28 protein-coding genes and 1 pseudogene are annotated in these 26,081 nt (G+C 49.9%); 11 read left to right on the top strand and 18 right to left on the bottom strand.

Annotated features, from left to right (window positions below):
* Nucleotides 1–6: 6 nt before the first annotated feature.
* Nucleotides 7–1,149: a DUF6017 domain-containing protein gene (locus AC127K_RS08935; RefSeq protein ID WP_483720301.1), complete on the bottom strand. Its 1,143-nt coding sequence runs from the start codon at nucleotides 1,147–1,149 to the stop codon at nucleotides 7–9.
* 201 nt (nucleotides 1,150–1,350) lie between these two features.
* Here AC127K_RS08935 and AC127K_RS08930 point away from each other — a divergent pair.
* A pseudogene (locus AC127K_RS08930) lies at nucleotides 1,351–1,614 on the top strand (ABC transporter ATP-binding protein); the annotation flags it as partial.
* Nucleotides 1,615–1,696: 82 nt separating this feature from the next.
* Here the strand turns inward: AC127K_RS08930 and AC127K_RS08925 are convergent.
* The gene (locus AC127K_RS08925) at nucleotides 1,697–2,671 is read right to left on the bottom strand and encodes a helix-turn-helix domain-containing protein (protein ID WP_483720300.1); all 975 of its coding nucleotides are present in this window, start codon (nucleotides 2,669–2,671) and stop codon (nucleotides 1,697–1,699) included.
* Between the two features lie 190 nt (nucleotides 2,672–2,861).
* Between AC127K_RS08925 and AC127K_RS08920 the strand changes: the two genes are divergently transcribed.
* From AC127K_RS08920 to AC127K_RS08900, 5 genes are read left to right on the top strand one after another with little or no spacing between them, the layout of a single operon-like run.
* Nucleotides 2,862–3,464: an MptD family putative ECF transporter S component gene (locus tag AC127K_RS08920; protein ID WP_087294355.1), complete on the top strand. Its 603-nt coding sequence runs from the start codon at nucleotides 2,862–2,864 to the stop codon at nucleotides 3,462–3,464.
* Nucleotides 3,461–4,153, top strand: coding sequence for an energy-coupling factor transporter transmembrane component T (locus AC127K_RS08915; RefSeq protein ID WP_483720299.1), 693 nt, complete (start codon nucleotides 3,461–3,463; stop codon nucleotides 4,151–4,153). The genes AC127K_RS08920 and AC127K_RS08915 overlap by 4 nt, the downstream gene beginning before the upstream one ends.
* Nucleotides 4,150–5,547, top strand: a complete 1,398-nt coding sequence (locus AC127K_RS08910; protein ID WP_483720298.1) for an ABC transporter ATP-binding protein — start codon at nucleotides 4,150–4,152, stop codon at nucleotides 5,545–5,547. The genes AC127K_RS08915 and AC127K_RS08910 overlap by 4 nt, the downstream gene beginning before the upstream one ends.
* 45 nt (nucleotides 5,548–5,592) lie before the next feature.
* The gene (locus tag AC127K_RS08905; protein ID WP_483720297.1) at nucleotides 5,593–5,988 is read left to right on the top strand and encodes a metal-dependent transcriptional regulator; all 396 of its coding nucleotides are present in this window, start codon (nucleotides 5,593–5,595) and stop codon (nucleotides 5,986–5,988) included.
* Between the two features lie 32 nt (nucleotides 5,989–6,020).
* The gene (locus AC127K_RS08900; protein ID WP_483720296.1) at nucleotides 6,021–6,401 is read left to right on the top strand and encodes a winged helix-turn-helix domain-containing protein; all 381 of its coding nucleotides are present in this window, start codon (nucleotides 6,021–6,023) and stop codon (nucleotides 6,399–6,401) included.
* Between the two features lie 199 nt (nucleotides 6,402–6,600).
* Here the strand turns inward: AC127K_RS08900 and AC127K_RS08895 are convergent, their stop codons facing one another.
* The 12 genes from AC127K_RS08895 to AC127K_RS08840 form a co-directional block, all read right to left on the bottom strand.
* Complete coding sequence (locus AC127K_RS08895) at nucleotides 6,601–6,858, bottom strand: helix-turn-helix domain-containing protein (RefSeq protein WP_483720295.1); 258 nt, start codon at nucleotides 6,856–6,858, stop codon at nucleotides 6,601–6,603.
* Nucleotides 6,855–8,339 (bottom strand): relaxase MobL, encoded by a 1,485-nt coding sequence (gene mobL / locus AC127K_RS08890; protein ID WP_483720294.1) that lies wholly within the window; start codon nucleotides 8,337–8,339, stop codon nucleotides 6,855–6,857. The genes AC127K_RS08895 and mobL overlap by 4 nt, the downstream gene beginning before the upstream one ends.
* A 14-nt stretch (nucleotides 8,340–8,353) precedes the next feature.
* Complete coding sequence (locus AC127K_RS08885) at nucleotides 8,354–9,034, bottom strand: hypothetical protein (protein ID WP_204705193.1); 681 nt, start codon at nucleotides 9,032–9,034, stop codon at nucleotides 8,354–8,356.
* A 71-nt stretch (nucleotides 9,035–9,105) separates the two neighbouring features.
* A complete protein-coding gene (locus AC127K_RS08880) occupies nucleotides 9,106–9,780 on the bottom strand; it encodes a hypothetical protein (RefSeq protein WP_483720293.1) in 675 nt (224 codons plus the stop codon).
* A gap of 515 nt (nucleotides 9,781–10,295) precedes the next feature.
* A complete protein-coding gene (locus AC127K_RS08875; RefSeq protein ID WP_483720291.1) occupies nucleotides 10,296–11,594 on the bottom strand; it encodes an ROK family protein in 1,299 nt (432 codons plus the stop codon).
* Nucleotides 11,595–12,203: 609 nt separating this feature from the next.
* Nucleotides 12,204–12,680: a hypothetical protein gene (locus AC127K_RS08870; protein WP_483720290.1), complete on the bottom strand. Its 477-nt coding sequence runs from the start codon at nucleotides 12,678–12,680 to the stop codon at nucleotides 12,204–12,206.
* The gene (locus tag AC127K_RS08865) at nucleotides 12,677–13,345 is read right to left on the bottom strand and encodes a hypothetical protein (RefSeq protein WP_483720289.1); all 669 of its coding nucleotides are present in this window, start codon (nucleotides 13,343–13,345) and stop codon (nucleotides 12,677–12,679) included. The genes AC127K_RS08870 and AC127K_RS08865 overlap by 4 nt, the downstream gene beginning before the upstream one ends.
* A gap of 372 nt (nucleotides 13,346–13,717) precedes the next feature.
* Complete coding sequence (locus AC127K_RS08860; protein WP_483720288.1) at nucleotides 13,718–14,137, bottom strand: hypothetical protein; 420 nt, start codon at nucleotides 14,135–14,137, stop codon at nucleotides 13,718–13,720.
* A 591-nt stretch (nucleotides 14,138–14,728) separates the two neighbouring features.
* On the bottom strand, nucleotides 14,729–16,399 hold the full coding sequence (locus AC127K_RS08855) for a recombinase family protein (protein WP_483720287.1): 1,671 nt from the start codon (nucleotides 16,397–16,399) through the stop codon (nucleotides 14,729–14,731).
* A 267-nt stretch (nucleotides 16,400–16,666) separates the two neighbouring features.
* Nucleotides 16,667–17,107: a recombinase family protein gene (locus tag AC127K_RS08850; RefSeq protein WP_483720286.1), complete on the bottom strand. Its 441-nt coding sequence runs from the start codon at nucleotides 17,105–17,107 to the stop codon at nucleotides 16,667–16,669.
* Between the two features lies 1 nt (nucleotide 17,108).
* The gene (locus tag AC127K_RS08845; protein ID WP_483720285.1) at nucleotides 17,109–17,486 is read right to left on the bottom strand and encodes a recombinase family protein; all 378 of its coding nucleotides are present in this window, start codon (nucleotides 17,484–17,486) and stop codon (nucleotides 17,109–17,111) included.
* Nucleotides 17,446–19,467 carry an ATP-dependent DNA helicase gene (locus AC127K_RS08840; RefSeq protein ID WP_483720284.1) on the bottom strand — a complete coding sequence of 674 codons (2,022 nt, stop codon included), beginning with the start codon at nucleotides 19,465–19,467 and terminating at the stop codon, nucleotides 17,446–17,448. The genes AC127K_RS08845 and AC127K_RS08840 overlap by 41 nt, the downstream gene beginning before the upstream one ends.
* 114 nt (nucleotides 19,468–19,581) lie before the next feature.
* Here AC127K_RS08840 and AC127K_RS08835 point away from each other — a divergent pair, with 114 nt between their 5' ends.
* A complete protein-coding gene (locus AC127K_RS08835) occupies nucleotides 19,582–19,830 on the top strand; it encodes a hypothetical protein (RefSeq protein WP_483720283.1) in 249 nt (82 codons plus the stop codon).
* Nucleotides 19,831–19,933: 103 nt separating this feature from the next.
* On the opposite strand, the gene AC127K_RS08830 is transcribed toward AC127K_RS08835, so the two are convergent.
* The 4 genes from AC127K_RS08830 to AC127K_RS08815 form a co-directional block, all read right to left on the bottom strand.
* The gene (locus AC127K_RS08830) at nucleotides 19,934–20,248 is read right to left on the bottom strand and encodes an HTH domain-containing protein (protein WP_483720282.1); all 315 of its coding nucleotides are present in this window, start codon (nucleotides 20,246–20,248) and stop codon (nucleotides 19,934–19,936) included.
* 156 nt (nucleotides 20,249–20,404) lie between these two features.
* On the bottom strand, nucleotides 20,405–20,563 hold the full coding sequence (locus AC127K_RS08825) for a hypothetical protein (protein ID WP_279058883.1): 159 nt from the start codon (nucleotides 20,561–20,563) through the stop codon (nucleotides 20,405–20,407).
* 41 nt (nucleotides 20,564–20,604) lie between these two features.
* Nucleotides 20,605–21,168, bottom strand: a complete 564-nt coding sequence (locus AC127K_RS08820; protein ID WP_483720281.1) for an accessory gene regulator B family protein — start codon at nucleotides 21,166–21,168, stop codon at nucleotides 20,605–20,607.
* A gap of 115 nt (nucleotides 21,169–21,283) precedes the next feature.
* The gene (locus tag AC127K_RS08815; protein ID WP_483720280.1) at nucleotides 21,284–21,679 is read right to left on the bottom strand and encodes a helix-turn-helix domain-containing protein; all 396 of its coding nucleotides are present in this window, start codon (nucleotides 21,677–21,679) and stop codon (nucleotides 21,284–21,286) included.
* A 197-nt stretch (nucleotides 21,680–21,876) separates the two neighbouring features.
* Here AC127K_RS08815 and AC127K_RS08810 point away from each other — a divergent pair, with 197 nt between their 5' ends.
* From AC127K_RS08810 to AC127K_RS08795, 4 genes are all read left to right on the top strand, one after another.
* Nucleotides 21,877–22,596, top strand: a complete 720-nt coding sequence (locus tag AC127K_RS08810; protein ID WP_483720279.1) for a LytR/AlgR family response regulator transcription factor — start codon at nucleotides 21,877–21,879, stop codon at nucleotides 22,594–22,596.
* Nucleotides 22,590–23,891: a sensor histidine kinase gene (locus AC127K_RS08805; RefSeq protein WP_483720277.1), complete on the top strand. Its 1,302-nt coding sequence runs from the start codon at nucleotides 22,590–22,592 to the stop codon at nucleotides 23,889–23,891. The genes AC127K_RS08810 and AC127K_RS08805 overlap by 7 nt, the downstream gene beginning before the upstream one ends.
* 251 nt (nucleotides 23,892–24,142) lie before the next feature.
* Entirely contained in the window at nucleotides 24,143–24,643 is a 501-nt protein-coding gene (locus AC127K_RS08800) for a hypothetical protein (RefSeq protein WP_483720276.1), read from the top strand.
* Nucleotides 24,644–24,831: 188 nt separating this feature from the next.
* The gene (locus tag AC127K_RS08795) at nucleotides 24,832–26,076 is read left to right on the top strand and encodes a hypothetical protein (protein WP_483720275.1); all 1,245 of its coding nucleotides are present in this window, start codon (nucleotides 24,832–24,834) and stop codon (nucleotides 26,074–26,076) included.
* Nucleotides 26,077–26,081: the final 5 nt, after the last annotated feature.

Raw genomic sequence — 26,081 nt, 5'->3', positions numbered from 1 at the left:
CTCCTTTCAGATTTTCCCGGTCGCCATATCATGGGCCACAAGGGAAGAATAGTAATTCCCAATCGTGGACGGGGCATTGAACAGCGCCGCCCGTAGATACTGCTTGATGTTTCGGATTTCCGTGGTGTTCTTGTTCAGGCAATCCAGCACAAAGCGGATGTGTTCGCTGTCCAGCTTCATAAACTTGGATTTCACCAGTTCCGCCGGGTAGTCGTCACCGGCAACACGGATGGTCTTGCGCCGGGTGCAGACGGTTTCAAGGATCAAGTCTACAATCTCGTCCAGACGGTCGCCGTCATAGGGCAGATCGGCTTTCAGAATGTCATAGCTGATATTGTCCTTGATAATTTCCTCATACACCCGGTATGCCTCATTCGCATCCTTTCGCTTCCGTTCCGGCGGCTGTGCCGCCTTGCCCTCCGCAGGAGAGGGGGTTGGGGAATGGATAGGAATGGATTGGGTACTTGATAGATCAGTATTTGATTTTTCTTTACTTGGTATATCTTTATTTAATTGCATTGGATTTCCCGATACCGGGTTTTCCGACGTTGGATTATCCGATGTTGGATTTTCCAACACCGGGTTTTCCAATCCCGGCTGTTCTTCATCCTCTGGCCGGGGCTGCGGCTGTTCGTAGATGGTATAAACCATGTCGGCCATCTTGCCCTTGCCGTCCCGGTTCTGCTGGCGGGTGATATACCCGGCCTTTTCCAGTTCCCACACCGCCGTCCGTATGGCGTCGATGCTTTCCCGGTTGATAAGGGACAAGCCTTTCAAGGTATAGTCCCAATTTTCCGGCAGGGACAGCATTTGCGAAAGCAGCCCTTTGGCTTTCAGGGACAGGTCTTTGTTCCGCAGGTGGTGGTTGGACATCACCGTGTAGCCCCGGTTTTTCTCCACACGAAAAACTGCCATCTCGTCGTCAACTCCTTTCACTTGGAATAGAACCGCGTCATAGGCGGTGAGCTTGCCCGGCTGGTAGGGACACTCTGCATACACGCAAAACTGGTATTTCCAGTCGGGACGGTAGAAACGGCAGTCGCCGCAATCCTCCGGCGCTCCGGCGTCGCCGCTGTCGTAGTGGTCGAAACCGGGCTTGCCTTGCATGAGGCTTTCAAAGGCGCGGTTGCTGCCGGATGTAAAATACATGGCGTCGCCTCCTTTCTGGTTTTGGGCATAAAAAATGGCGTACCGTGGAAACGATACGCCGGACACCAGAAAACGCCCCGTGATCGGCTGGGAAGCCGTCAAAAGGCGTTTTCAGTGTGGTTATAGGGATATTCTGTTTTTTGATGATGGTTAAAAAGTTCAGTGTTTATGCGGCTTTCAGGGATTTGTGTATATAAACATGAGGCCACCGCCTCTCTGGATGTGGAAAACGAAACCAAGGTGCAGGGGGCGCTTTCTCGGCTTCTGGCAGGCAAAACGGTACTGGTCATCGCCCATCGGATGCGCACCGTGGCCGGGGCGGATCATATCGTGGTGCTGAAGGACGGAAAAGTGGCGCAGCAAGGCTCCCCGCAGGAGCTGATGGCGGAGGGCGGCCTGTTCCGGCACATGGTGGAGCTCCAGAGTGAAAGCGCCCAGTGGCAGTTGAATGGGGCAAGGCCATAATTCTTTGTGCAATAGAAATGAGAGAAGCCCACAGTTCCCGATACAAAGAACTGTGGGCTTCTTTCTGAACTGAAAGTCTGCTTTAACCGCCATCGGGAAACGAAAGCCGTGCCCTGCGGCGATACTCCAGCGGCGGGCAGCCAAAGCGCCGGACAAAGACCGCCGCAAATTTGCTCTGATTTTCGTAGCCTACCTGTGCTGCGATCTCCGCTACTCGTAATTCGCTGCTCTGCAGCAATTCTGCTGCCCGGCGCATCCTTGCCTCTCGCAAAAATGTGGAGAGATTTTCTCCAAACACACCGCGGAAGTAATTCTTGAGACTGGTTTCGGCCACCTGGAACCGCTCTGCCAGCTCCCGTGCTGTATGGTTCTGGCTTAGATCTGCGCACAGGATGCTCCGTGTCTCCCTGGCAATGGCCACCTGAGAGCTGGTAAAATAGCGAACCATAGGACTGGTCTCAATAGGCTGGCGTTCTACCTTCCAAAGCAGCTGGGCGGAGAGGAGTTTCATCAATCCCGCTTCCTCCGAATCCCGCAGCCGCCACAGGTCGTCCAGCAATGTCTGCACACAGGCAGGCGTGGGTCCCAAATACAGGCGGCGGGAGGTATGCAGGTGCTCTACGATCCCCTCCAGGCTTACTTCCCCCTCCTGAAACAGTGGATAGGGACGATGGGCCAACAGATCCAGATCCAAAAACAACTCGATACCCTCATAGAGACCGCTGGGGTAGCGATACTCCTCCTGAGCCTGCTGGGTTCCTACGGCCATGTGCCCTTGAGCGAGGAAAGCAAACTGCCCATCCTCCAGCACCACCTCACAGCGCCCCTTCTGGCAGAAGTTCAGCAGCAGGATGTTGGCTGCTTCGTTCTGCGCCAGAGGCCAGACCTGGGTATAGATCCGGTTGAAAGAAAGAACCACACCGTCCCACAGGGAGAACAGTCGCAGGCTTCCGTTTTCCGGGCCGCTGAGTGTCATCACCGCCGCCTTGCCGGCGGATCGAACCTTCACATTGCCCGGGAAACGGCTGGCATCAAACAGTTGTGTCATATTGGACATGAGCAGTGCCTCCGTTGCTCGATCTGGTTTTGATTGTACCGGACCGGCGACGAGCCGTCAATGAATGCTCTGAATCTGAGTGCTGTTTGGAGCCAAAACGCCTGTATGGAGTTGGTGGCAGACAAGCAGCTATGCTATCCTGTCTTATGGTTAGCAATGTCTAACGATTACTGACAGGAGGAAATGAAATATGTCTCAATCATTGGAACAGGGAAAACGCAAACTGACTGCCAAAGATGCCATCACCGCCGGCGCACTGGGGGCGGTATGCATAGCAATCCGCTTTCTTTTTATGCTGGTGGGCGGTGTCAGCCCCTATGTATGGTTTGCTACTCACTTTATTGATGCCATTCTGATCGGACCGGTGTTCATGCTGATGGTGGCCAAAGTGCGGAAAAACGGCCCCTTTCTTCTCACCAGCCTGATCACCGGCGTGGTGCTGGTGGCTGCAACCTGGATGTTCCCCATCACGGGACTGGTGGGAGGAATCCTGTGTGAGCTGTGCCTGCGAGCTGGACAGTTCCGGCGGAAAAGCTGGCTGATGCTGGGCTTTTTCTGCTTCAATCTGGGCTTTATCGGTGACTTTCTGCCCCTCTGGTTTACCAAAGAGAGCTATTTGGAGTATGCCGCCCAGATGATGGACGCTGGCTATATGGCCACCATGGAGGGCTTGCTGACCTGGCCGGTGTTCGGGGTCATTGTACTGAGCATTCTGGTGGGTTCTGTTCTGGGGTCCTTGCTGGGTATGAAGCTCATGCGTAAGCATTTTGTCAAGGCCGGGCTGGCCCAATGAGGACGAAGAATATTTACCCTTCTTTTCTTGATCCTCGGACCAAGATTCTAATCTGGCTGTTGGCCAATGTGGTGGTGTTCACCTGGAGCTCTGCGGTTTTCCAGCTCGGTGTCATGGTAGCCTATTTGATTCTCTTTCTGGTAGAACGGAAAGGTACCATGCTGGCAGGGCTGCTGGCGACATATCTGGCTATCCTGGCGATACAATACTGGCTGTTGCCGCTGTTGCCCGGCTCTTTGGCTACGGTCTTTGCTACGGTGACCTACTTCATTCTGGTGTTCCCCTGTATTGCCGGCGGTGCCTATCTGATTGCCACCACCAGCGTCAGCCAGTTCATGGCTGCTTTGGAGAGGATGGGCGCTCCCCGGAGTTTTTCTATTACCCTTGCGGTGACGCTGCGCTTTCTGCCTGCGCTTCGGCAGGATTTGCGTCATATCCGGGATGCAATGGATCTTCGAAATATCCGTGGCTTTGAGGAGAAACTGGAGTGCATTTATGTACCAATGCTCATGGGGGCAGCCCAGACAGCAGAAGAACTCAGCGAATCCGCCACCGCTCGGGGCATCGAGTACCCAGGAAAGATGTCCTCCTGGCGGCCCATCGGATTTCACATCCAGGATGTGGTGGTCACACTACTGTTTCTGGCCCTCTGCGTGGGTGGGATCTGCTGCAAGGGGGTGCTGCCATGATTAGCTTTGACCATGTGACCTATACTTATGAGGGCAAGGAGACGCCAAGCCTTCGGGACTGCACCTTTTCTGTGAAACCGGGGGAACTTATCCTGCTCACCGGTGAGAGCGGCTGCGGCAAGACCACAATCATCAAGCTGGTCAATGGTCTGCTCCAGCATACTGGAGGTGGGACGCTGGCGGGAACTGTTATGGTCGGCAGCCAGGATGTGGCACGGACCCCGCTGTGGGAACTGGCGCGGACGGTGGGCTCGGTGTTTCAGAACCCCAAGTCCCAGTTCTTCAATCTGGACACCACCAGCGAGGTGCTTTTTGGGCTGGAGAGTCGTGGAGCGTCCCACGATGAAATGGCACAGGCTCTGGAATCCGCCGCCCAAGTCTGCGGAGTGGGGCCGCTGCTGGAGCGGAGCATTTTTGCTCTGTCCGGTGGAGAGAAACAGCGCATTGCCTGCGCCAGCGCCTGGGCCATGGGGCCGGAGCTGTTTGTACTGGACGAGCCTTCCTCCAATCTGGATGGGGAGGGTATCCGCCAGCTCCGGGAGATTCTGAATCAGCTGAAAAAGGCCGGGAAGACCGTGCTGATGGCAGAGCACCGCCTGTGGTACGCTGCCGATCTGGCTGATCGGGTGTTCTATCTGCGGAGCGGGCAGCTGGAACGGGAATATTACGGGAAAGATTTCCTCGCTCTGCCCGAGGAAGAACGCCGCTCCATGGGACTGCGAAGCATTGCGGAGATACCGGTGTCCTCACCTGAGTCAAGCTCAGCGATGGAAGCAGACGGCTTGACGGTGCGGGAGCTGTGCGCGGCTTATAACGGTGCGACTGTATGGGAGGGCGTATCCTTCCATGCGCCCAGGGGGAAAATTACCGCCATTACCGGCCACAACGGGGCGGGCAAGACCACCCTGGCCCGGTGTCTGTGCGGTTTGATGAAAGAACAAAGCGGTACGATTTTTTGGGACGGAAAGCCTCTGCGCCGAACGGAAAGAAGGCGGAAGGCGTTTCTTATCATGCAGGATGTGAACCTCCAGCTTTTTGGAGACAGTGTGCTGGCGGAAGTCCGGCTGGGAAATACGGCCGCAGAACAGGATGCTTTGACCGCCTTGGACCGAATGGATCTGGCTCAGTATGCGGATACTCACCCCATGGCTCTATCCGGCGGGCAGAAGCAGAGACTGGCCGTTGCTGACGGCTGCCTCAGCGGAAAGGAGCTGCTGATCTTTGATGAGCCTACCAGCGGTCTGGACTACGCCCATATGCTGGAGGTGAGCCAGCGTCTCCGAGAGTTGGCGGCGCAGGGACTATGCGTGGTGGTCATCACCCATGACGGCGAATTCCTGCGGGAGAGCGGGGCCTGGACTGCAGATTGGCTGCCAAATGACAAGCGGCAATGAAGTGTCCTGGAAATAGCCACCTATATAACGGAAGGGGGACTGACTATGCCTTTACACAAATCGGGTGAAGATTACCTGGAAGCGATTCTTGTTCTCCAAAAGCAAAGAGGCGTGGTACGCTCCGTGGATGTGGCTCGGCACATGGATGTGTCCAAGCCCAGCGTGTGCCATGCGGTGGCTACACTGAAAAAGGGCGGTTTCCTGCTCATGGATGGAGATCACTTCCTGCACCTGACTGACCTTGGCCGTGAGGTTGCCGAGGATACCTACGAAAAGCATCGCTTTTTTACAGAGATGCTTGTAGCAGCTGGTGTCGATCCTGTTACTGCCGAGCGGGACGCCTGCCGGATTGAGCATGTAATCAGTAAGGAAACCTTTAAGCGACTGAAAGCAGCTCGTAAACTGAGTGAGAAAGCGGTGATATCATCGAACGAGTCATGATTTTGGAGCTGCACGAAAGAGATACGGAAGTTTTGAAGCAGATTCTGTCTATCCTCAAAAACCACCCTGAGATAGAAAAAAACGAGGTCGACGAGGAACCGATAATGTCGCTCCCTGGTTTTGAGATCTTTCCAAGCAAGCGGAAGGTGTTTCGGGATCGCCAGGAGATTCAGCTTACCGCAAAAGAATATCAGATTCTCCTGCTGCTGGCCGCCAACAAAGGCCGTGTGCTGACCTATGCACAGATCTACGAACAGGTCTGGGGTGATTTCACCACAGGAAATGAGAACAATACAATAGGCTTTCATATCTGCAACCTGTGCGAGAAGCTATATCGGGCTAATCCAGATGCACCGTTCTACATTCGCTCTGTGCGAGAGGTTGGATACTGCCTGGATGTCGATGAACCATAATTCCACCACCAGTCCCTATACTATAGATGTCTTTTCTCTGCTCTAAATCTCCGTTAGAGTGAGTCCTTCTGGGTGGTTCACAATGAACCGCCCCTGGGTCCAGCGAATGGGTGCAGTTCTCCCTTGGCGGAAGATTTTGAAATTGCCATTGATTCAGAGAGTGGTTTGTACTGCATTGTGGTACAAACCACTCTCCCTTTTATTTCACGGTATAGAGATTGGAGGTACTGCTCCCATTCGACCTGTGCCGGAAATCCTTTTGGATATAGCCGTGCTGCTCCAGATCGTGCAGCGCCCGCTTGACTGTGGAGCGGGACAGCTTCATGTCCGAGGCAATGGTCTGAATGTCCGGCCAACGCCTTCCCTCGGCATCGGAGCGATCCCGCAGGTACATATAGACTGCCTTCGCTCTGGAGGGAAGCTCAGTGTCGGCGTAAATCGTTCCGAAGTAACTCATCGTTCCTCCTCTCCGAATGTCTTCATCTGCTTCCCTCGCTTTACAGCTCTCTCCTGGGCCGGGGTATGGGCGATTCCACCCCGGCTGGATACCGCATAGCCACGGCTTTCATCCATCTCCTCCGGTTCACTGAGCTGCGGGAGATTCCGCTCCAGATCCACCCGGTTGGCATAGGCCACCGCTCGATTGGCTCTTTCCGGCACCACATACGGCTCCCCGAAGGTAATGCCCCAGTTCAAGAAGAGTTGGAGCCGGGTCCGCATGGGATGGGTGCCGGTTTTCATGACGATAAAGCTGCCCTTGGGAATGGATTTCAGCTCGTCGGGCGTCAGCAGGGCGCGCTCCATCATCTGGAGGCTCTGGCTGGGATCGTTCTTGCCCCGGCTCACCGAGCCGGAGAGGACGGTGCGGCTGCCCAGGGCTTTGGACAGCACCTCCGCAGTCTGGCTGTTGGGGGCGAAGCCGCCGAAGATGGTGTCCTGGCAGTTGTCCTGAATGATCTCGCAGCCCTCTTTTCCGTAATTTTTTTCGAGCTGCGCCAGCGACTGAAGCTTCCCGAGTGCGTATTCCGAAAAGTCATTTCCGGCCTCTGCGGACAAGCGAAACCACCGCTCCGCTTTTTCATGATCTCGCATGGTGGAGAGGTCATCCCGGTAGAACTTTCCCAGCTGATGCGCCGCCACCGTGTATCCTTCCGCCCAGAGCTGTTCCAGAACCCGGACGGCTTCAGCGTGTTCCTCGTCCAGCGCATAGACATCCTGCAGGACTGTTTTGGCGGCGCGATAGCGTCGAGCCTGTTCATATACGCTGTTGGATCGCTGCTCCTCATGTGCCGCCTCCGGCTCTGGCTCATCTTGCATCTTCTCATCTTCAAAAGTCGGGAGGCCGAGGCGGATGTTCTCGGCCTCCCGGATGATATCGTTTTTGATCCGGCGAAACTCTTTCTGCTGCGAGAGTGGGAGCTGCTCCCGCGGTGTGCGGCTGCCATAGCACTCGTTCAGCTCATCCCGGATCTGGTTCCATGTTTCATAGCACTTCGCCACTTCCGGTTGCCGGGCCAGCTCGTCCACGATGGTGTCCACCAATGCTTTGAGCGGTTTCTTCAGATAGCCATACTGCTTTTTCCCGGTGGTGGTTTCCAGGGCCTGCACCAACTGGCGCATCTGTTCCTCGATGACGGGGTTGTCGCAGAGCCGATGCTCCATCTTCTGAATCAGCTCCCGCATGGTATCCTGCGCCGCTTCAATCAGCTCTTTATAGCCCAACTCATCAAGGTTGACCTTGGTGCATACCAGCCGATTCAGCACAGGCCAGGCACTGTCGAGCGAGTCCAAGCGGCAGTCGGCTTCAGAGGCATCGCCGATCTCCAGTGCCTCCAACAGCGAAACGCAGTGGTCGTACTGATTTCTGGGAATGGGAAGAGGGATCGTCGCAACACCGTATTCCGGGTGGTCAGCGTTGCTCAGAACTGCTTCCATCATCACATTGCATCACCTTACTTTCCTTCAAAATTCAAAATCGCATCTCCGTACTTGGCCAGAAGCAGAGCGCAGACAATCAGGTGGAACGCCTCATCTGTGACCAATTCGGGGGATGCGAGATCGGCAAGAGTGATATTGGGGCTGCCGGTGGAGATGGCTTTGGCCGCCTGATAAACACTGTACAGCTCCGGTTGGATGCCGGCGAGCTGGACAGATTGGAAGTCAAACCCACTGGCATCAAACTTCCAGATCATCCTGCGCCAGATGTCCCCATACGCCGTGAGAAGAAACAGTGCGGCCAGGTTACGGTTCGGCATTCGAAAACAGCGCTCACGCCAGTGCTGCCAACGCTCCCGATGACTATCGCTCAGGAAAAATCCAATGGAGCAGCCATTGAAACTCCTCTCTAAGCGGGCCTGAAGCTGCACTCCCGCTTCAGGGAAGAAGCAATCCCTGACAAACTGGTTGAGGTCAATTGCACCGGCCACGATCCGTTCATCCAGACAGACGCACTGCTCCAAAGGGCAGGGATGATTGCGTCTGAAGTTCATGCAGTATGGACACTCCATGTCATCTCTGCTATATTGGAAACCGGGATAGTATCGGCCATGGCCTCTGGGCTTGAAATAGGGCGGGGTCATCATCTGCTGTTCTATCTGGCACAGCGGTGTATCCCGCATGAAATAGCGTGTCATTGGCGGTGTGCTCCTTTCAGTAAAGCAAAAAAGCGCCGGAGTCTTATTTCTAAAACTCCGGCGCTTGAATATTACATGATCGGTTCCTGGTTGTAGGGTTCCATGGGGTGCTGCTCCTGCTCCCTTATGCGATCCAGAGCATCGGGAGCCGCAATGGCAATCTGTTCCTGAACGCCCCGGATGCACTTTTCCTGCTCGGCAGTCAAGTCAAAACCAGTGTCCAAGGTGTCAGAGCAGCACCGGTAGATTTCGATAAGCTGCTCCTGCTTGAAGATTTGCTGTTTGGAAATGAGGCCGGCGCGGATGGCGAAGTCCTGCTTGGCACCTACATAGTTTTCCTGAAAGTAATTGCCCTGGTTGAGACCTGTGCGGTCGAAGCTCCAGTCCCATGTGACGAATTGGACGCCAAGCCGGGTGGGATGGGCAGCCAGCACGGCTCCATTGAAGTCAGCCAGCAGGCGGTAGTCACCGGTCAGGCTCTGGGCTTGCTGAGGCGGAGCCTGTTCCAGCAGCGTCATGTACTCCCGCACGGTGCAGGCCAGATCGGTGGCTCGCTCACAGGCGCGTTCCCGTTCCGGTGTCGCTACATCCTCCTGCCAGTAGCGAACGCTTCCGTCCGCTGTGATTCGGCAGAGAGGGAGACCATCCCACTCCACAGGAAGCAATTCGTCCTGTTCCGGCTGCGGGACAAAACCCTCACGGTGAAGAGCGGTACGAAATTCTTGAAAAAACTGTTCTCGATTCATTTACTACCTCCTGACATTTAGTGCCCTTTTTGAAATTATCTGAAAACAAAAAGGGCGCCAATTCGATGGCCCGTCGTGACCAACAAATTGACGCCTCAAACTTTGTGTATTCTATTGATAGAAAAATAGCGCCCTTTTTGAAAATAACCGCTTCAAAAAGGGCGCCACATGGTTCCGAATATGCCAATCGCCAAAAAAAGGGGGTTCGAATCCCACCAGTTAGGGGGAAACAGTGGTTGGCATCTATGGAATCATTCGTGAATTTCCGAGCGAAAAAAGCCCGGAAACGGTTGATGCCACTGGCTTTTCGCCAGTGGCATCTATACCGTTTTGATTTTATGGTGCGCCATCGGGGACTCGAACCCAGGACCCACTGATTAAGAGTCAGTTGCTCTCCCTAACGGCTTATACTATAGCTATATTACATCTCTCATCTCTGATTTTGAACATTATTCTATTATGTTTAAGCGAACCATTTGGTATGATTTTCCGCAAGCAAAATCAATAATACTGAATCATGTATTACTTAGAGTTGACATTGGCCACGATATTATTCCATCTTTATACGAAGTAGTTTTATAATACGCAAACATTGCGGCTCCAATCGCGACCGTATCCTGCCTTCTACTACCATCAAGTATCGTGCATGCATTACCCGAATAAGACAAAGTATTTTCACCTTTTATTATTTGCATATCATTCCATAACTCATCAACACAATCGTATAGGCGCCCTGTAAGGATCAATACCTGCGGATTAAAAATATTAACAATTGTATTTATAATAAATCCTACATACTTCACAAGTATCTCATACTGCATTCTATCTGTAGAAGCAAAATTCTTCAGTTTGTTTCTATGAGTATTTGCCTTATACGCTTCCAAATCATTTGATCTAAAAACCCGCGTCCGAATCAACGATTCCAAGCACTTCTTTTGACAAAATGGGCACTTAAAACTGTTACCTTCCTCACCGTCTTCGTTCGCAAAATCCGGAGCCAATATATGCCCAAATTCTCCAAAAGAATTGGTTGTTCCTGTCAGGAACATACCATTGACACATCCTCCTATTCCAATACCTGTTCCATGGTAAACGCAAATTATATCTTTACTATTAGCTAAACCTTTGCGTTGATTATTCTCTGAATGGTATAGCTGCTCCTTTTCGCTAATAAAGCATGCTTTGGCATTATGTTGTATGACAATGTCAATATTTCTTTTTAAAAGTTCTTTACGCAAGTCCTCTTTTAGTAAATCGAATACGCTTTTACCAGTAAGGCAAGGAATATTAGGGCATGTCTCAATTACATTATTTGCTGTATTAATGGCACCAGGAAATGCGATACCTATTGCCCCCACATTAATATCTAATGACAAAAACTCTTTAAGAATAGCGCATAGTCTCTCTGCAATTTGATCCAGTTGCTGTGCCGACGATAAACATACATCCTCATCCACACGGCTCTCATCATCGTTCTTATCATTTGGAGGATATTTATCTAATATGTTTCTAATTTCACACTTTTTCTCCAGTTCAGATAACTTTACCACATCAAAGTTAAAGTCGCACAAAACAGCCTTGATTTCTCTTGCTCCTACCGCGATTCCTATATAAAATACTGCTTTTGGATTTAGAGAAATAGGACCTTCACATTCCAAAATATATCCTTTTTCTTTCAAGCTATCGATAACTTTGCTTACTGTTGGCCAAGACAAATTTGTCACCGAGGAGAGATATGTTTTATCATTGGTTTGTGTTCTGCGAATTTCGTCAAGGATTCTGTATTCGTTCTCTGTTAATTCCACATTTTCCATTGACGCCCTCCAAAATTATAGGTTTGACAGATTAATATATCTATTTTGCTATTTCAATTTAGATGATAGCAAATTTGTATCCAAAAATCAAACAAAATTATATTTTCAGCACGTTAAACAACAATGTCAATACCTTTTCATTTTTTCGGCAAGTCAACAGACTTTTTGAATCCATGCCGACAATTTTTTTACGTATAGGCAATTGCATTTTTGCGGCACGCACGGTATAATAACCATAATCAAAGTGAGCGCACACGTTTGATTACGTCTAATGTATAATATTATTGGTGTAAGGAATAAGTGAGTATAGTTTTTAAAGTGGGTTAAGCACACACAGTGTAGCTGTATGGTTCCAATTGGTCAAGCCATATTTCAACTTTCCCTAAGGACGTGCAAAATGCTTATAAAATTTCAATTTTATCTTTTGTAGCGTCAGATTTGCACTGGCGTTACCATGCCAGATGAAGACTTTGTATCGTTCTTCATTGGTGTGTATTTCTTATCGCTTGAAAGGAGTACCACGATGTCGAAAAAAAAACGCAAAAAGTCTAAAAAGAAAAAAAGAAAGAACGGGAAAGAGGCTACAAGCGAGGGCCTTGCTACTGTTATTCATAATCGAGACCAATTCCAGCCTGTAGCTTCTAATACAATCCCCTGCCCTTCTGACTCTTCTACCCCCGCCGCGCCTGATCCCAAAGCCTCTACAACATTAGAGTTATCGCTGTGGACGTGGTTCAAGCTCATATGCAGATTTCCAACGTCTGATAAGGAAGATAGTAAGCACGGTTTTCTTCCGCTTTCATGCAAGCAGCTTTTTATAAGCTTAGCCGCCGCTGTATGTATTATTGCCATTATCTTATACTTTTCTCCCCAGTTGTTCTCCACACGGAGCCAACCGGTCAGTAGTACTACATCCGCTTCTTCATCGGATTCAACCACCTCAAAAACAGCCAATGTCACAATTAATATGTGACCACCAATTTTAAACATCAACGAAAAAGAGCGGCAGGACAAACTCCTTTGGAGCCCTGCCGTTCTTTTTACTTTAATATGAGGAATGCTGATCAATATACTAAACAGCGTCAAAAATCCTCTATTTTGCTATCTCCACTTTTCAAAGCGAAGAATTCAGGTTCTTCATTTTTATGGTTCAGGAAATAATCATACCTCGCTAATCGCTCCACGTCTTTAAGGATATGCGCAAGTGTAAGTATATTATACGCACCGTCTAACCGCACTTGATACAATTCCCATACTAGATTTTTCTGATCTTCTTCATCTATGGGAATCCCATCTGCAAATATCACTGCGTCTTGTTTACAAACAACTTCTAAATGCTCCTGCTTGATTATTTCCTCATCACGTTCACTTGCAGCCTTACTTAAACGCTCCATAATAAAGCTATGTAGAACCGAAAACCCTACCGTTACTGCCAACCTTTCATTGAACGGCCAAGGAGTCAACCTCCCTGTTTCCTTATTTTCCATAAAATATAGTGGGTCCGCTTTTTTTATCGGCTTTGCTTTTAAAATCGCAATCATCATTGCTGCAGCTACTTTGTGTCTATTTAACAGCTTTGTCTCTGCAGACATATAATGTTTTTTTGCATAGCAGATAAGCTCATCATAGAAAACTTTAATTTCCTCTTTCGCCTGCTGAGGCAAAACCAACCCGCCATCTCTGGTTACAAAGGACTGAAATGTTGGTTCTATGAGTCTGTTCCAGATACTATCATATATCTCCGATCTCATGCCATACTCTCCCTAGTTTAGCCACTTGAATTAGAATGAGAACTTAGCTTTTGACATATCCACATTACAGAGAGTTATTTTATCTATACTTATGTTGTCCAACTTTACATCACCATTCAACGGTTCTGAGCATGCGCCATTATCTTTGTTTTTCAACACTTTATTGTGGCAAATAACTACCACGATAAAAATTGCAACAATAAGGACAATAACAACAACGAACATTCCAAAAAACAAGTTGTTACCAATCATTACTGCATCACACCTTTTGTCATTACCATCTAATTAATTGGTTACCCAATTATTGGGGAATTTTGTAGGGCTAGTATAGCCAAACAAAGTACTTTCTGCTTATTACGGGTTTGCTATCATTTAACCCTGTTGTCGTTCTGCTCCACGTGATCTATTGTACGCCTGCATCACTGTCGTAAAGAAGGGAATCGCCCGATGGAAGATATAAACTACCGGCAACACCGCCAGCAGCAATCGATACGCTATCCATAGTGACTCATTCATTGTTTCTTTTTTCACATTGAGACCGAAAAGGAGGATTGCAAGATAAATCACCCCTAAAACGAAACAACCAGTCTTAAACATAAAAGCCTTCTTAGAACTGACCCTTTCGCATTGAAAGGATTCGCCAAGTTCAACGACCACTGGAAGAAAATAGATAAGTGCGCTTACCATTATCCAGCCCTCATTATTCGTTAAAACTGAATAAGCGAAAAACAAATAAGCTGAAACATAACACATGAACGATATGCCTGTTCCTAACACCGTGTGTTGACCCATCCTTTATGGCACTCCCTTACCTTGGTAAGGTGAAATATCAGCACAAACATTCAGACAAAAAAGACAAAAACTGGCAAACCACCACTGCAGCGTTGCCAGTCTTCCCTATTTCAGGTTATCGAAATTGGTCCGCCATTGCGCATCGCAGTGTCGTACGTATCACCTTACTCATATTCACTTTTCCAACTTCTTCTGTAGCAAACCAATCACTTTAACAGTAAAATGCATAGCTACATATCTATAATATCTCTTTCTGGCGCCATTTTCAACCCCCTACAGATTCTTTTTTTATATTTTTTCTTGTTTTATAACGAATAGAGTTCTATATATTCTCAAGAAAGCTACTCCATGGATAGTTACGCGCACCATCACCCTATTATGCTTACTTCGAACTGTAAAAAATTTGATGATTTATTTCCAAAGCTGAACTATATTTATTGGGAATGCGTTACATTTCGAGATTCTCCCCTAACGACATGTTGGATACATAATACATGTAAGTGCAATTTTTCTATAAAGCATTGTGCCTATAATAAGTAGTCACCTGCTGTTTACGGGGCTAAATCCACCACCATCATCATTGCCTGGTTCTTACTCAATCTTCAGAAACTGCTTATAACTCCCCTTCACATGAATCGTCACCTTATATCCCCTACCAACTTCCACCTTTTCAAACAGCTCCGCTAAAATGGCTCGCTTTCGTGGGACAGAAGCCAGATCGAACTCGTTGGCCCATCCCAGGAACTCATTATAGTAATTGCGGATTTGTTGGACTGTTGCTCGATGGTCGTTGTTCTGTAATAAGGTGGCGTATTCATCTTTGGCTTGTCTGACCTCTGCTTCCGCCTGTGCAATCAGTCGTGCCAGCATCTCCTGCGAAAATACACTCGTTCCATCCAAACATTTCAACACTTCATCCTCATAGCGTTGCTGCTTATACTGGGCTGCCTTGATTTTCTTCTCGGCAGCCTGTTTTTGTCTGTTATGTTCAGCATCCTGCTGCCGGATTCTCTGTTCAATGCTCTTGTCATACGGCTCACTTTTGATCTTGCGGAACAGCTCATCAACATAGGCAAGTACAATTCTGTCCACCCGTTCTGCCAGATATAGGGCCTGACCATCACATTCCCGCAGATGCTGGCCACGCTGGTAGCAGTTGTACTTGGCCTGCACCCTTTCCCGGATACTCCCATCAGCCAGCTTATACCGATCCTTATGCAAAAAGGCCGACATCTTCGCCCCGCAATGTGCGCAGACGACGATGCCAGCCAATAATGTTGGATTGCTGCTCTTTTGGGCAGCGTTTTTATCTTTCAGTGCCTTTTTGCTTCTTTTGCTGATCATCTCGTTGGCCTTGGCGAACAAAGCCTCATCAATGATCTGCAGCTGCGGCATGAACTCTGACCGTGCCGCCTTGGTAATGATATATCCCGTGTACCCCTCATGCTGAATCATTCTCTTGATGTTGGAAGACTGAAACTCCGCCCCCTGGCGGGTACGCAGTCCTCGTTGGTTCAGCATCTGTGCCATGGCATACCCACTGGCACCTTCTTCCGCCACTTTCATAAATACTTCCCGGACCCATTCCGCTTCATCTGGATTGATTTCCAGATCCTTTACGGGCTGGTCTCTCTTATTGACTCTACCTTTATTAACGGCACGATATCCGTAAGGGACAAAGCCTCCAGCAAAATGTCCACTAGAAACGAGCTGACGGATACGGTCCCTGGTTCGCATAGAGGTCTTTTCGCTCTCCCCTGCTGCCTGCCAGAACCGGATATAGTTCATCAGCTTATCGCCGTGGCTCTCGATACGCTGCTGGCCTTCGTGGGTACTCCACATCTGGATGCCGTGCTGGACGAACCATTCCAGCACAAACGGCGTTTCACTCTCAATGCGTCCCAGTCGGTCAAACATATACACCAGAAGGATATCGAAGTTTCCCTTGCCGGCTTCGCTGCGCAGTTCCTGAATGACGTCCCGCTTGTTTGCGGAAACTTTGGAGCCAGAAACGCCTTTTTCGGCCTTTTCCAGCACTACACGCCATCCATGCTCCTGGGCGAACTTCCGGCAGGCAATCTTCTGCATGGGAATATCGTCATGATCCACCTGGCCCTTGGTCGACACACGGTAGGACAAAGCGGCGCGCGGCGAATCCACGGGCAGCCGCATTTGCTGGGTAGAAAAGTATGCGTCATCCAGCCACTTCTGATCAGCTTGCGAAATTTCCACTTCCTGACCATGTTGGTCCCAAAAAGTCATCCTTGTTCCTCCCCTATTCACTTAGTTCGAGTTATTTGCCTATCCCAACAATACTCATTCCGGGGCAGGAAAGCTATCACCAAAAGGGAGAAATACCCGCCTTATTACGAGGCGGAATTTGACGGTTTACTCTCACGAAGTTTTCTTTCTGCGTAGGCATCCATGATCATGGATTTCACCTTTTCAAGCGTATCCGCATCGTCCTTTTCCGAAAAATATATGGTAACGGGTACCCCCTCCACCTCCCGCACTAGGCGAGTACGCCCATCAGGCATTTGCTGTATGTATTCCTGCACACTGGTTCCTTTCTTTCGGGCAATTTGCAAGTACCCGATCCAGACCATAAAGGTACATCTGATACCGCAAACTCACATCGGTGGTGATCAGCACCACATCATTTGCCTGTAATTCGGCAAGGATCTTGCAGAGTTTACTTCTCTTGCGGGCAAATCGGGACAACCGCGTCACCGCCACGGCATTCACCTCGCCCCGGCGCACAGCCTTCAGCATTGCAAACAAACCCGGACGCCATAAAGCGTTGTCCCGGACACGCTCGCAGCTTTGTCCGACTACGCGGTACCCGCTGCGCATGGCCCAGTCGCGGAGTTCGTCCAGTTGGTGTTCGGCCACAGAACGATGTCTGCTGCCGGTCCGTGCGTACAGCCAGACCCGGGGGTAATACAGGGCTGTTGCCTTGGTGTGGTCCATCTCACACCTCCGAATCATAATTCGGAAGAACCATCCAGTGCCGGCCACCCGGCTCGATCCAACCGCACTGGACACCGAAAGTGTGCACACCGTACTGCAGCAAAGATGCAAGCAATCCCTCCAATTCGGGTCGGCCGCAATGTAGGTGGTTGATATCCACCACAATCAAAACATCTACCTCACCATTTGCCGCGGCGTGAAGCAAGTCCATTACACCGGGGCGCAGCGTAAGCGGTTGTTCTTCTGTTCCTGCCTGAGCATACAGCTCCTGTACGCAAGGCCAACGCAGCTTGCGCAGTGCTTTACGACAGATCAGAATCTGCTGCCGCATGGTGAGATCACTGTTCTTGACTTCCTGCACATAGCAAATTGCCCGCATAAAAATCAACCTCCTTAGTGAATCGGGGCTCGAAATAACTGGGCTTTTTCTTGGATTGTAAAAAGCACTGGATATCCGTTAGTTTGTCCGAAACCTGCATCAATGGTAAGGCATCCAGAACGGCCTGATGGTATCGCTTTCCCGGTGCCGCGCGAGGGTCGAGAATAGCGACCACGCAGCTGTCGGTTTCGGTTCGGATTGCACGGCCAAAGCCCTGTCGCAGCTTGATTTGCATTTCAGGCACGACTTCGGCCCGGATATAACTGTGCAGATTGCTGTACCGCTTCCGCATGGCTTCTCCCAGCGGGTCCGGCACCTGAAATGGCAGCTTCACAATGATAAGCAAGGAAACCATGTCCCCGGGGAAATCCACACCTTCCCAGCAGGCCCCACTGGCGAACAGGACGGCGTTGGGAAGCTGCTTGAAGCGTTCCAGATAGATCTGTGGGTTGCGTTGTGCCTGCAGTACAGGCACCGGGAACTTATCTTTCAGTTTTTCATAGACACGGCCCATCTGATCGTAGGATGTGAACAGCACCAACGTGTGTCCGTTGGCAGTGTTGATCAGCTCCTGGATCTGATGGGCCACGCGGTCCGTATTCTGTTTGCGTGAAGCCTTCTTTTTGTATGGTTCTGGAAAATAAAGCAAACAGTTTTTATCGTACTGGAAGGGGGATGAGATGCAAAGCGTGCGCAAAGAGGTCCCGCGATCCAGTCCGAATTGCTGTTCCGTATGGGTGAAATCCTCCCCCACCGCCAGAGTCCCTGATGTAAGGATGGCAGGCTTATGCTCCCTCCAGAGCGCGTCATAGACGCACTGTGGCAAATCGATAGGCACTGCACACAGATCAATGGCCAGAGCCCCATTTACCTGATGGTATTCCACATAGCGAACAAAAGTCGTATCGCTTCTAAGGAAAAGATGAATGAGTTCTCGAGTATCACTAAGTTTGTTGCTCAAAACGGTTGGTACTTCCCTGTTCTCCAGCTTGAGAATTTCCTGAATTGCTTTGTCCAAATGCTGCAAGGAGGCGGATTGCTCATCTGTCAAGCAGAATGATTTTTCCCTTTCTGAATCGTTCTCTGCAGACGAAAATGCTGTCAGGAACGCCATCCTTGCACCACGGAGTTTCTGGGCTCCCAATGTGCAGTGGCCGGTGGTTAAGATTTTTTCAAAATGAAGCAAGTCTGACGAACGAATCCGCCGGGTGCTCATTTGGCGAACTGTTTCCGGCAGTTTATGGGCCTCATCGATGACCAGTGCCTGGTAGTCTTTCAGTAGGGGCTTCCACCCGTTTTGACGGTGAGCCGCGTCTGCCAGCAGGTAATTGTGATTGCAGACCTGAATGGTAACCGACGCACCGTTGGAATCTTTCAAATACTGTCGATACCGGCAATCGGAGTGTAAGATGCAGCTGCGGCTGCAACGCTCCGGAACACAGATCAGACGTCGATCATGACGGGATATTCCTGGCAAAAGATCCAGGTCCAGGCATTGGTTGGCAGCACGCAATGCGGCTGCCCTCCTGCGGAAGCGTTCGCCACGGACACCGACTTGTTTTTGGCGTATGAGAAGGCGCTTATCACAGGCAAAATGTTCTTTGCCTTTTCGCAGAACAGCACAAATAGGTTTCTTGATATATCCGTTTTGTATTAGAATCTCTGACAGAAACGGAATGTATTCTGTGAGAATAGCGTTCTGCAGGGCAATACTGGCAGTGGAGATCACCACCGGCCGCTGCATTTGCCGTGGTCTTTGCAGTTGCCACAGAACGCAGGCGACCAGATAGGCGTAGGTTTTCCCCAGTCCCACACCAGCGTCACACAGGGCCACATCCCGGCCAAACAGGGCGTCCAGCATCGTGTGGCATAGTCGGATCTGGCCCTCGCGTGTAACCATCCCTCTGGCCGGAAAAAACTGTCGGTAGACATGTTCTACCTGTCGGTGGGCTTTCTCATAACCGGTTTCCGGGTTTGTCATTGGATCATCTCCTCGGTTGATGGCAAAGTAATGCGGCGCAGCAGTCTGTACTGCGCCGCACGGGTTCGACATCAACACATGGGGGCTGTTGATGTTCAGAAAAAAGAGAATAACATGCAAAATGCCATATTTGCAGCTCGCTCCCCTGGCATCCGGGAACACGGTTCACTTTCGTTCGGCAAGCCGCTTGCGCAGCTTTCACTGGTGTTCCAGGGGTCTAAGGATTTCAACCCAAGGTCGGCCACCCCGTCTGACGTGCGGGGCAACAGGCGTATCATTATCTCCCTTGCAGATCATGGCGAAACAGTTTTTACTGCTTTTTCAGTAGAATGGATCGCTCGGTACAATCTCACCGCTTTGTGAGGTGTGGCGTTGTACGTCATGGCGCTTCTCTGATCACGCTTCCTGCTCTGGGAACGTGCCTCCGTGCTGGGTATTCAGTTGTCAAGGTAAGGCACGTTGCCTATTAGGAGCCAAAATCATGAAGAATGGACTGAATGATAAGACGCTTTTCCTCGGATAAAGAAGGCAAAAGTTGTTCAAGGACTTGAATCTGAGATGAACTAAGCGATTTACGAGTGGGCCTCTTTTTTTCTAAAAGGTAGATTCCACCGTTCTGACCGCGTTCTGTGTAAATATCGCAATGAAGCGATAAGACAGTTATGTCTTGGCAGATTGTTTGACGTGTCACATGAAAACGCTTGGCTAGTTCTCGAGCTTTCACCTTTCCTTTCTGGCGAAGGAGCTCAACAATCGCATCTCTTCGCCAGTTCGCGTCCACTTCCCTTCACCACCTCATTTTGGCTCTGACAAAATTGTAGATGCCAAATGTCAAATAGACCTTTACATTAAACACAAAAAAATTTTGAAATAAAAAACGCCCGCCGCATACAAAATGCGGCGGGCGCGATGGTGTTATTAGAAATCACGTATTTGCTTACTTTTTGTCCTGCGGCTGAGGTAGGGGCTTTTCAGGCCGGTGGGGCTGGTAAGCACTCCAGGGACTGTCCGGCGGCCAGCCGTAGCGTTCTCGGCGGACAATGCCCTGCGCCGCCTTATGGACGAGCTTTTGTACAAAAGGTTCTTTCGTTTTCATGGCAGTTTCCCTCCTAAATAATCAAATGCCTACAAAGCGCATTACTGCGCGCCAAGCCCCAAATTTGCCAATACGAGCATGACAGCGACCGCCAGCAGCGAGACTGCCATACAACTTGCCAGTGGCGCACAGATGTACAACAGCAGGCTCCCAATGAGGACAGTACCAGCAAGGCGAAGCCAAGCTCGTGGCTGAATGGCGGTGATTTCATTGGCTGTCAGATGGAGCGAAGCGTTGTTTGCGGGCGCCAGTACAAAAATGCACAAGGCCGCGGCAAACAAAACAGCTCCTATGAGAAGCGGCGAATAAAGATTTTTTGCCAGGGTCAGCGCCGCGAACATGGTGCCAAGCGAGGTCAGCAGACAGCCGTGCGGTGTTTTCGCGTGGTAACCGCCGGTCCGTGTTCGCAGGAAGCGAAAGGTGTACAGGTAAAGAAAAGATCCGATCCATCCGACAAGAATAGCTCCGACAGGGAGGAGCAGAAGGAAGGTAAGGGAACCTATCATCCGGCGGATAAGGCCGTATTGAAACCATTCGGCTTGGTCTGGTTCAATGTAATTCTTTTGCAGAAAGAAGCGAGTTACGCTTGTTGCCAAAGTCTCCATTGGAATCAACTCCTGATGTTGGTATTTTATCAATTTCGAAATAAAATCACCAAAAAAACAGCACGAATGCAAAAAATACAGCATGAACGCAAAAAAGCGTCATGCTGCATACTGTTTATCCGAACACTTCTTTCATCAACTTTGCAAATAACGCCACCTGTTCTTTGGTGGGTTCCATACTCTTTTTTTCCCGATCTGAACTGTTTTGCTGCCGAAAATATACAGAAAGATCTAAAAGCAACTGTGTCTGTTCGTCTGTAAGATTTTTAAGCGGCAGGGTTCGGTATGCTTCCCCTCTTAGCAAAAAATCAAGCGAAACGTCTAACACATCAGCCAGCGCTACGGCTTCGGCAAGGCGTGGCACGGTTGAATTTCTCTCATAACTGCCAAGAGCAGAGTGGGATAAGCGCAGATTAGGGTCAAGGGCCTTGGCGCGATCCACCAGGGCCCTTTGAGAAAGATTCCGCGCTTTTCGCAGTTTTGCAATACGCGCCCCAAATTCATCTACCATGTGTGTCCCCCCTCCTTGCATAGGTATAGTTTACAATTCGGTTGGACTGTTATCTGTCCAAAATTTGATTTATGGACAGCTTTATGCTATACAATAAGAAAACTATCCCCACAGCCTTGACAATTACTGGAGGATTTACTATTTTGAAAACACAGAGACGTCTTACTACCGAGAAGTATGTCACCATAGGGGGAAGTATGGTACACATTTTGATCTGCGATGATGATGCCGCTTTTGCGCAGGACATGGCGAAAAAGATACAGGCCTTGCCAGCCTATTCTCCCAAGTCTATGAATGTGCAGCTCCTGACGGATGTAACTGCCATGAGCGCCGGGGTGTTGACGAAGTTCGATATTCTTTTTCTGGATATTGATTTGGGAAATAAAAACGGTATCGAACTGGCACGGATTATTCGGGAACATAACGCTGAGGCTGTCCTGATTTTGGTGACCAATTTCAGTGAGTATGCCCCGGAAGGTTATGAGGTGAATGCTTTCCGCTATCTGTCCAAAGCAGAACTGGACCGAAAGCTGCCCGGCTATTTTTCGGACGCACTCGCCGTATGCCGCACGCGCAAACGAAAAGTTGAAATCTTTTGTGAGGGAGAGAGTATGTCGGTCCCCGTACAGGCAATTTCCTATGTGGAAAGTCAGGGACACGAACAGTGCCTGTACATGATTGGCTGGTCGAAAGAAAAGCTGTATACGCGGCTGACAATGGCCCAATTGGAAGAACTGTTGTTCCCGCAGGGGTTCTTGCGCATCCATAAACAGTATCTGGTGAACATGACGTATCTGCAATCTCTACAAAGTACTGGTGCTGTTTTGACCACGGGAAAAAGTTTGAAGGCAAGTGCCCGCAATTACCGCGAAAATCAAAAAAAATTTGTCAACTGGAAGGCGCAGCAGCTATGGTAGAGCTTTGGGGAAATCTACTCAGCTTGATTGGCAGTATAGTTTCTGCATGGATTGGACTCATTCTATTTGACGCTTTCTTTCCGCGTAAAAAGTTCGGAAAATCTTATTGTTTTTTTGTTACTCTGGGAATATCAGTTTTTTTCGTGTTTTCGCTTTTTGTGGGGAGTAGTTTTGGTTACGCGTCCAAGATTCTGTTCGAAGTAGCATCTTATTATGCATTATGCGCCCTCTTGTACCAAAGCCGCTGGGATCGCCGCCTGTTCGTTATAGTAACAACCTATGCGGTTCTGTATTCCTCGGCTTACTGGCTTGACGCCTTATGCATGTATGCCCTAAACTTGACATACGAGGAATATATCTGGAATGTTCCCCTCTATTCAGCGGTCTTTCTTCTCCGTCCGCTCTCGTTCCTTGTAGTAGCACTGATAATTCGAAAATACCACCCACCGTTATCCGTTGGCAAACAGGCCCGCGCCTGGGTGTCATTGTCCGTTGTTTTCCCTCTGAGTACGCTGCTTATTATTTGGCAGATTTACACATTTCCAAATGAACAGCAAATATGGCATCTTTGCCTGCTGATTCTCGACGTGGTGGATGTGGTGTTCCTTCTTCTGCTCGATCACCTTGAGCAGAGCGCCGTAAACCGGGAAAAGCTGATAGCCGCTGCAGAGCGTGCGCACGTGCAGGACGAAAACATACAGGCTCTAAGCCAGGCATACGCAGGTCAACGGAAAATGACTCATGATTATCGCACACAGCTCTCCACTCTGTCGTCATTGTTAGAACAGGGAAATCTGGAGGAGGCTCAATCGTTTTTATCAGAGATGAAAGTTCATCAGAGCGAACGCATCTTGCTAGTTAATACACACAACGCGGCAATTGACGCAGTGCTGAACCAGAAGGGCTATATCGCGCAGCGGCAAGGAATCGACATGCGGTTTCGTGTGAATGATCTTTCGGTGCTGAAACTACCTCGGGTCGATGTGACCATTGTGCTTGCCAATTTGCTTGACAACTCTATGGAAGCCTGCATCCAGATGCCGGAATCTGAGCGCTGGGTCAGCGTCCAAATCCTGTATGGACAAGGGCTATTATCTATTTCCATCATCAATCCGAGCCGCCCAGTCCAGATCGTAGGCGGGCAGATTGCCACGACCAAGCCGGAACCGCTGTTGCACGGCTACGGTTTGCGCAATGTGGGGGATATTCTGGACAGGTATCACGCTGAATACACCTTCTTGTTCGAGAATGGCCGTTTTATTTTTACCGTCGACTGGCCTGATATAAATAATTAAAACAAAAGCTCCCTGCTGCGGATTCATCGTCTGCAGCAGGGAGTTTTTGCATTTGTGCTGTATTTTTTGATTTTGTGACGTTTTTTTGGAAATTTTGTATGCAGTATGCTATAGTGCGCATACGGGAAAGGGTCAGTGATCCCGGGAACTGACCGCGACTTGTAATGGTCATCACTGGCGCGCGGGTGATGACTAGTCTGCTCCGAAACCACCCCAAATCACAAAATCTCATGAGAAGGAGGATTTGTGCGATGAAAACCCTGACCAAAAAGATTTTGACCGTTTGCCTGGCTCTGGCAATGGCCTGTGCCTTGGCTATTCCCGCCTTTGCCGATTTCGATAACGGTTACAATGCGTACCATATCCGCAACGAATCGATGGGCGGAAACAACTACATGAATATGGAAGGCAGTGGCAACCCTTACAATAACCGCGATGTGACCGTGTATTCGCGCACAAATGATGGCGATCAGCTCTGGTCTATCGCAAACAGGGGTAACGGCAAAAAAGTTTACAACAGCAAGACCGACAGCGCCGGAAATTCCTATACGCTCAACATCAACAACTCCAACTACAACTGCAACGTTTACCAGGATGTGTCCAGCAATAATGCGGATTCTGTTGTGTCCATCAATGGTAATATGGCGTCCTTTACCATCCGCCTGACATACCACAGTAACATGTATGCGTTTGTCAGCGGGCGCGACGTTATCTGGGGCAACGCGGCTCATATCTGGAACGAGCTGGCCTGACTGCCCTCCTCCCCCGCTTTGATTTTCTGATACATCATAACGCCAGCCCGATAGCATACCTCGGGCTGGCGTCTCGTGGTATTACGGACGCATCACCTTCGATACGTACCGTCGTGTTTTACTCATCTTCTGCACCGTACAACACCGCTCCGCACAATCATCCACAATCCACTTACGAGGTCGTACCCATGAAAAAAAGATTGATGCCCGCTCTAATTCTGGTTCCTGCCCTGCTTCTGTTTGGCTGCAGGAGCCCTGCGCAACAGCCGTTGGATGAAACCGACTCACAGCAAGCCGCTCAGCAGGAGACTTCTTCACAAAATTCTGCCGTGTTCACCGCTCTGCAACGAAGCAGTGGTTGGAACTATGGCGGATATGCACAAGACGGATTTTATTATGTCAGCTCTACGGTAAGTGAGGACGGTTCGACTAACCTGATGTATCTCGACTACGCAACCATGCAGACGATTTACCTGTGCAGTCAGCCTAACTGCAGCCATGACACGGAAGCCTGCACAAGTTTTTTGCCCTACTCGGCCGGCGGAATTTTGTGCAGCGTTGTGGGAGATCAGTTGGTTCTCATTTTCCCCGGTAATGTGCGCGCCTCCGTGCCGGCTTCCTCTACCGTTTTGCCGCACATTGAAGTCATGGGGTTGGACGGCTCCGACCGCAAAACCACTGTCACCTTTGAGGCGTCACAGCAAATCAACCGTCCCCTTGTGACCGATGGAACCAACATCTACTGCGAACTCGACACGGCGACCGAAGACGGAAACATGACCGCAGAATTGATCCAAGTCAACCCCGGCACCGGCGCAACCGAAACGATATGCCCCTTGAATCAGGAATGGGTGAAAGGCGGTGCAGGTTCCCGGCTCATCCTGCTGGACGCCAACGGAAACTACACAGCCTTTGACCCGATCACAGGCGAGCGCGAGACTGTTCGAACCGTGAGCGATGCCGTGGTTAATTCGCTGCTGCAGGACACAACACTGGTATATAAAGAAGACGGGTACTGCCATTTGTTGGACTTAGCATCGGGCAACACAGTACATCTGAGCGGTTTTGAACTTCCCGGCGACGAGGAAGCGTTTGTTAATTTTGTGGACGCTGATGCCACCCATCTGATTTTCCAGATTGAAACAGCCTCTCACCAAAACGGTGCAAGTATGGAGGATGGGTATTACATGGTAACCGGAGATGAAACGCCGCAGAAATGGGACCTCCTTTATACCTCCGGGGAGAACGCAATGCCAGCTGATCGTATAACCTCTGTTTCTGACGACCGGTATCTGGTCATCACCGGAGAGAATCCTGTGCAAACGAGCACCAACGCCCAATATGTGGCGACCGGTGAAAAAGAATACTCTCTGATTCCCCAGGAAGACTATTGGAACGGCGTTGCACCCGCGACAGCTTCCGCACAGCAATAGAATAT

This window comes from Subdoligranulum sp. DSM 23681 (genome assembly GCF_057005535.1).
Note: the sequence above shows the minus strand (reverse complement) of the source record. Positions and strands in the feature narration are given on the sequence as shown.

Bases quoted from the DNA above. Each gene is read 5' to 3' on its own strand.
- AC127K_RS08935 (WP_483720301.1), bottom strand. From the start codon at position 1,149: ATGTATTTTACATCCGGCAGCAACCGCGCCTTTGAAAGCCTCATGCAA.
- AC127K_RS08925 (WP_483720300.1), bottom strand. From the start codon at position 2,671: ATGTCCAATATGACACAACTGTTTGATGCCAGCCGTTTCCCGGGCAAT.
- AC127K_RS08920 (WP_087294355.1), top strand. From the start codon at position 2,862: ATGTCTCAATCATTGGAACAGGGAAAACGCAAACTGACTGCCAAAGAT.
- AC127K_RS08915 (WP_483720299.1), top strand. From the start codon at position 3,461: ATGAGGACGAAGAATATTTACCCTTCTTTTCTTGATCCTCGGACCAAG.
- AC127K_RS08910 (WP_483720298.1), top strand. From the start codon at position 4,150: ATGATTAGCTTTGACCATGTGACCTATACTTATGAGGGCAAGGAGACG.
- AC127K_RS08905 (WP_483720297.1), top strand. From the start codon at position 5,593: ATGCCTTTACACAAATCGGGTGAAGATTACCTGGAAGCGATTCTTGTT.
- AC127K_RS08895 (WP_483720295.1), bottom strand. From the start codon at position 6,858: ATGAGTTACTTCGGAACGATTTACGCCGACACTGAGCTTCCCTCCAGA.
- mobL (WP_483720294.1), bottom strand. From the start codon at position 8,339: ATGATGGAAGCAGTTCTGAGCAACGCTGACCACCCGGAATACGGTGTT.
- AC127K_RS08885 (WP_204705193.1), bottom strand. From the start codon at position 9,034: ATGACACGCTATTTCATGCGGGATACACCGCTGTGCCAGATAGAACAG.
- AC127K_RS08880 (WP_483720293.1), bottom strand. From the start codon at position 9,780: ATGAATCGAGAACAGTTTTTTCAAGAATTTCGTACCGCTCTTCACCGT.
- AC127K_RS08875 (WP_483720291.1), bottom strand. From the start codon at position 11,594: ATGGAAAATGTGGAATTAACAGAGAACGAATACAGAATCCTTGACGAA.
- AC127K_RS08865 (WP_483720289.1), bottom strand. From the start codon at position 13,345: ATGAGATCGGAGATATATGATAGTATCTGGAACAGACTCATAGAACCA.
- AC127K_RS08860 (WP_483720288.1), bottom strand. From the start codon at position 14,137: ATGGGTCAACACACGGTGTTAGGAACAGGCATATCGTTCATGTGTTAT.
- AC127K_RS08855 (WP_483720287.1), bottom strand. From the start codon at position 16,399: ATGACTTTTTGGGACCAACATGGTCAGGAAGTGGAAATTTCGCAAGCT.
- AC127K_RS08850 (WP_483720286.1), bottom strand. From the start codon at position 17,107: ATGGACCACACCAAGGCAACAGCCCTGTATTACCCCCGGGTCTGGCTG.
- AC127K_RS08845 (WP_483720285.1), bottom strand. From the start codon at position 17,486: ATGCGGGCAATTTGCTATGTGCAGGAAGTCAAGAACAGTGATCTCACC.
- AC127K_RS08840 (WP_483720284.1), bottom strand. From the start codon at position 19,467: ATGACAAACCCGGAAACCGGTTATGAGAAAGCCCACCGACAGGTAGAA.
- AC127K_RS08835 (WP_483720283.1), top strand. From the start codon at position 19,582: ATGCAAAATGCCATATTTGCAGCTCGCTCCCCTGGCATCCGGGAACAC.
- AC127K_RS08825 (WP_279058883.1), bottom strand. From the start codon at position 20,563: ATGAAAACGAAAGAACCTTTTGTACAAAAGCTCGTCCATAAGGCGGCG.
- AC127K_RS08820 (WP_483720281.1), bottom strand. From the start codon at position 21,168: ATGGAGACTTTGGCAACAAGCGTAACTCGCTTCTTTCTGCAAAAGAAT.
- AC127K_RS08815 (WP_483720280.1), bottom strand. From the start codon at position 21,679: ATGGTAGATGAATTTGGGGCGCGTATTGCAAAACTGCGAAAAGCGCGG.
- AC127K_RS08810 (WP_483720279.1), top strand. From the start codon at position 21,877: ATGGTACACATTTTGATCTGCGATGATGATGCCGCTTTTGCGCAGGAC.
- AC127K_RS08805 (WP_483720277.1), top strand. From the start codon at position 22,590: ATGGTAGAGCTTTGGGGAAATCTACTCAGCTTGATTGGCAGTATAGTT.
- AC127K_RS08800 (WP_483720276.1), top strand. From the start codon at position 24,143: ATGAAAACCCTGACCAAAAAGATTTTGACCGTTTGCCTGGCTCTGGCA.
- AC127K_RS08795 (WP_483720275.1), top strand. From the start codon at position 24,832: ATGAAAAAAAGATTGATGCCCGCTCTAATTCTGGTTCCTGCCCTGCTT.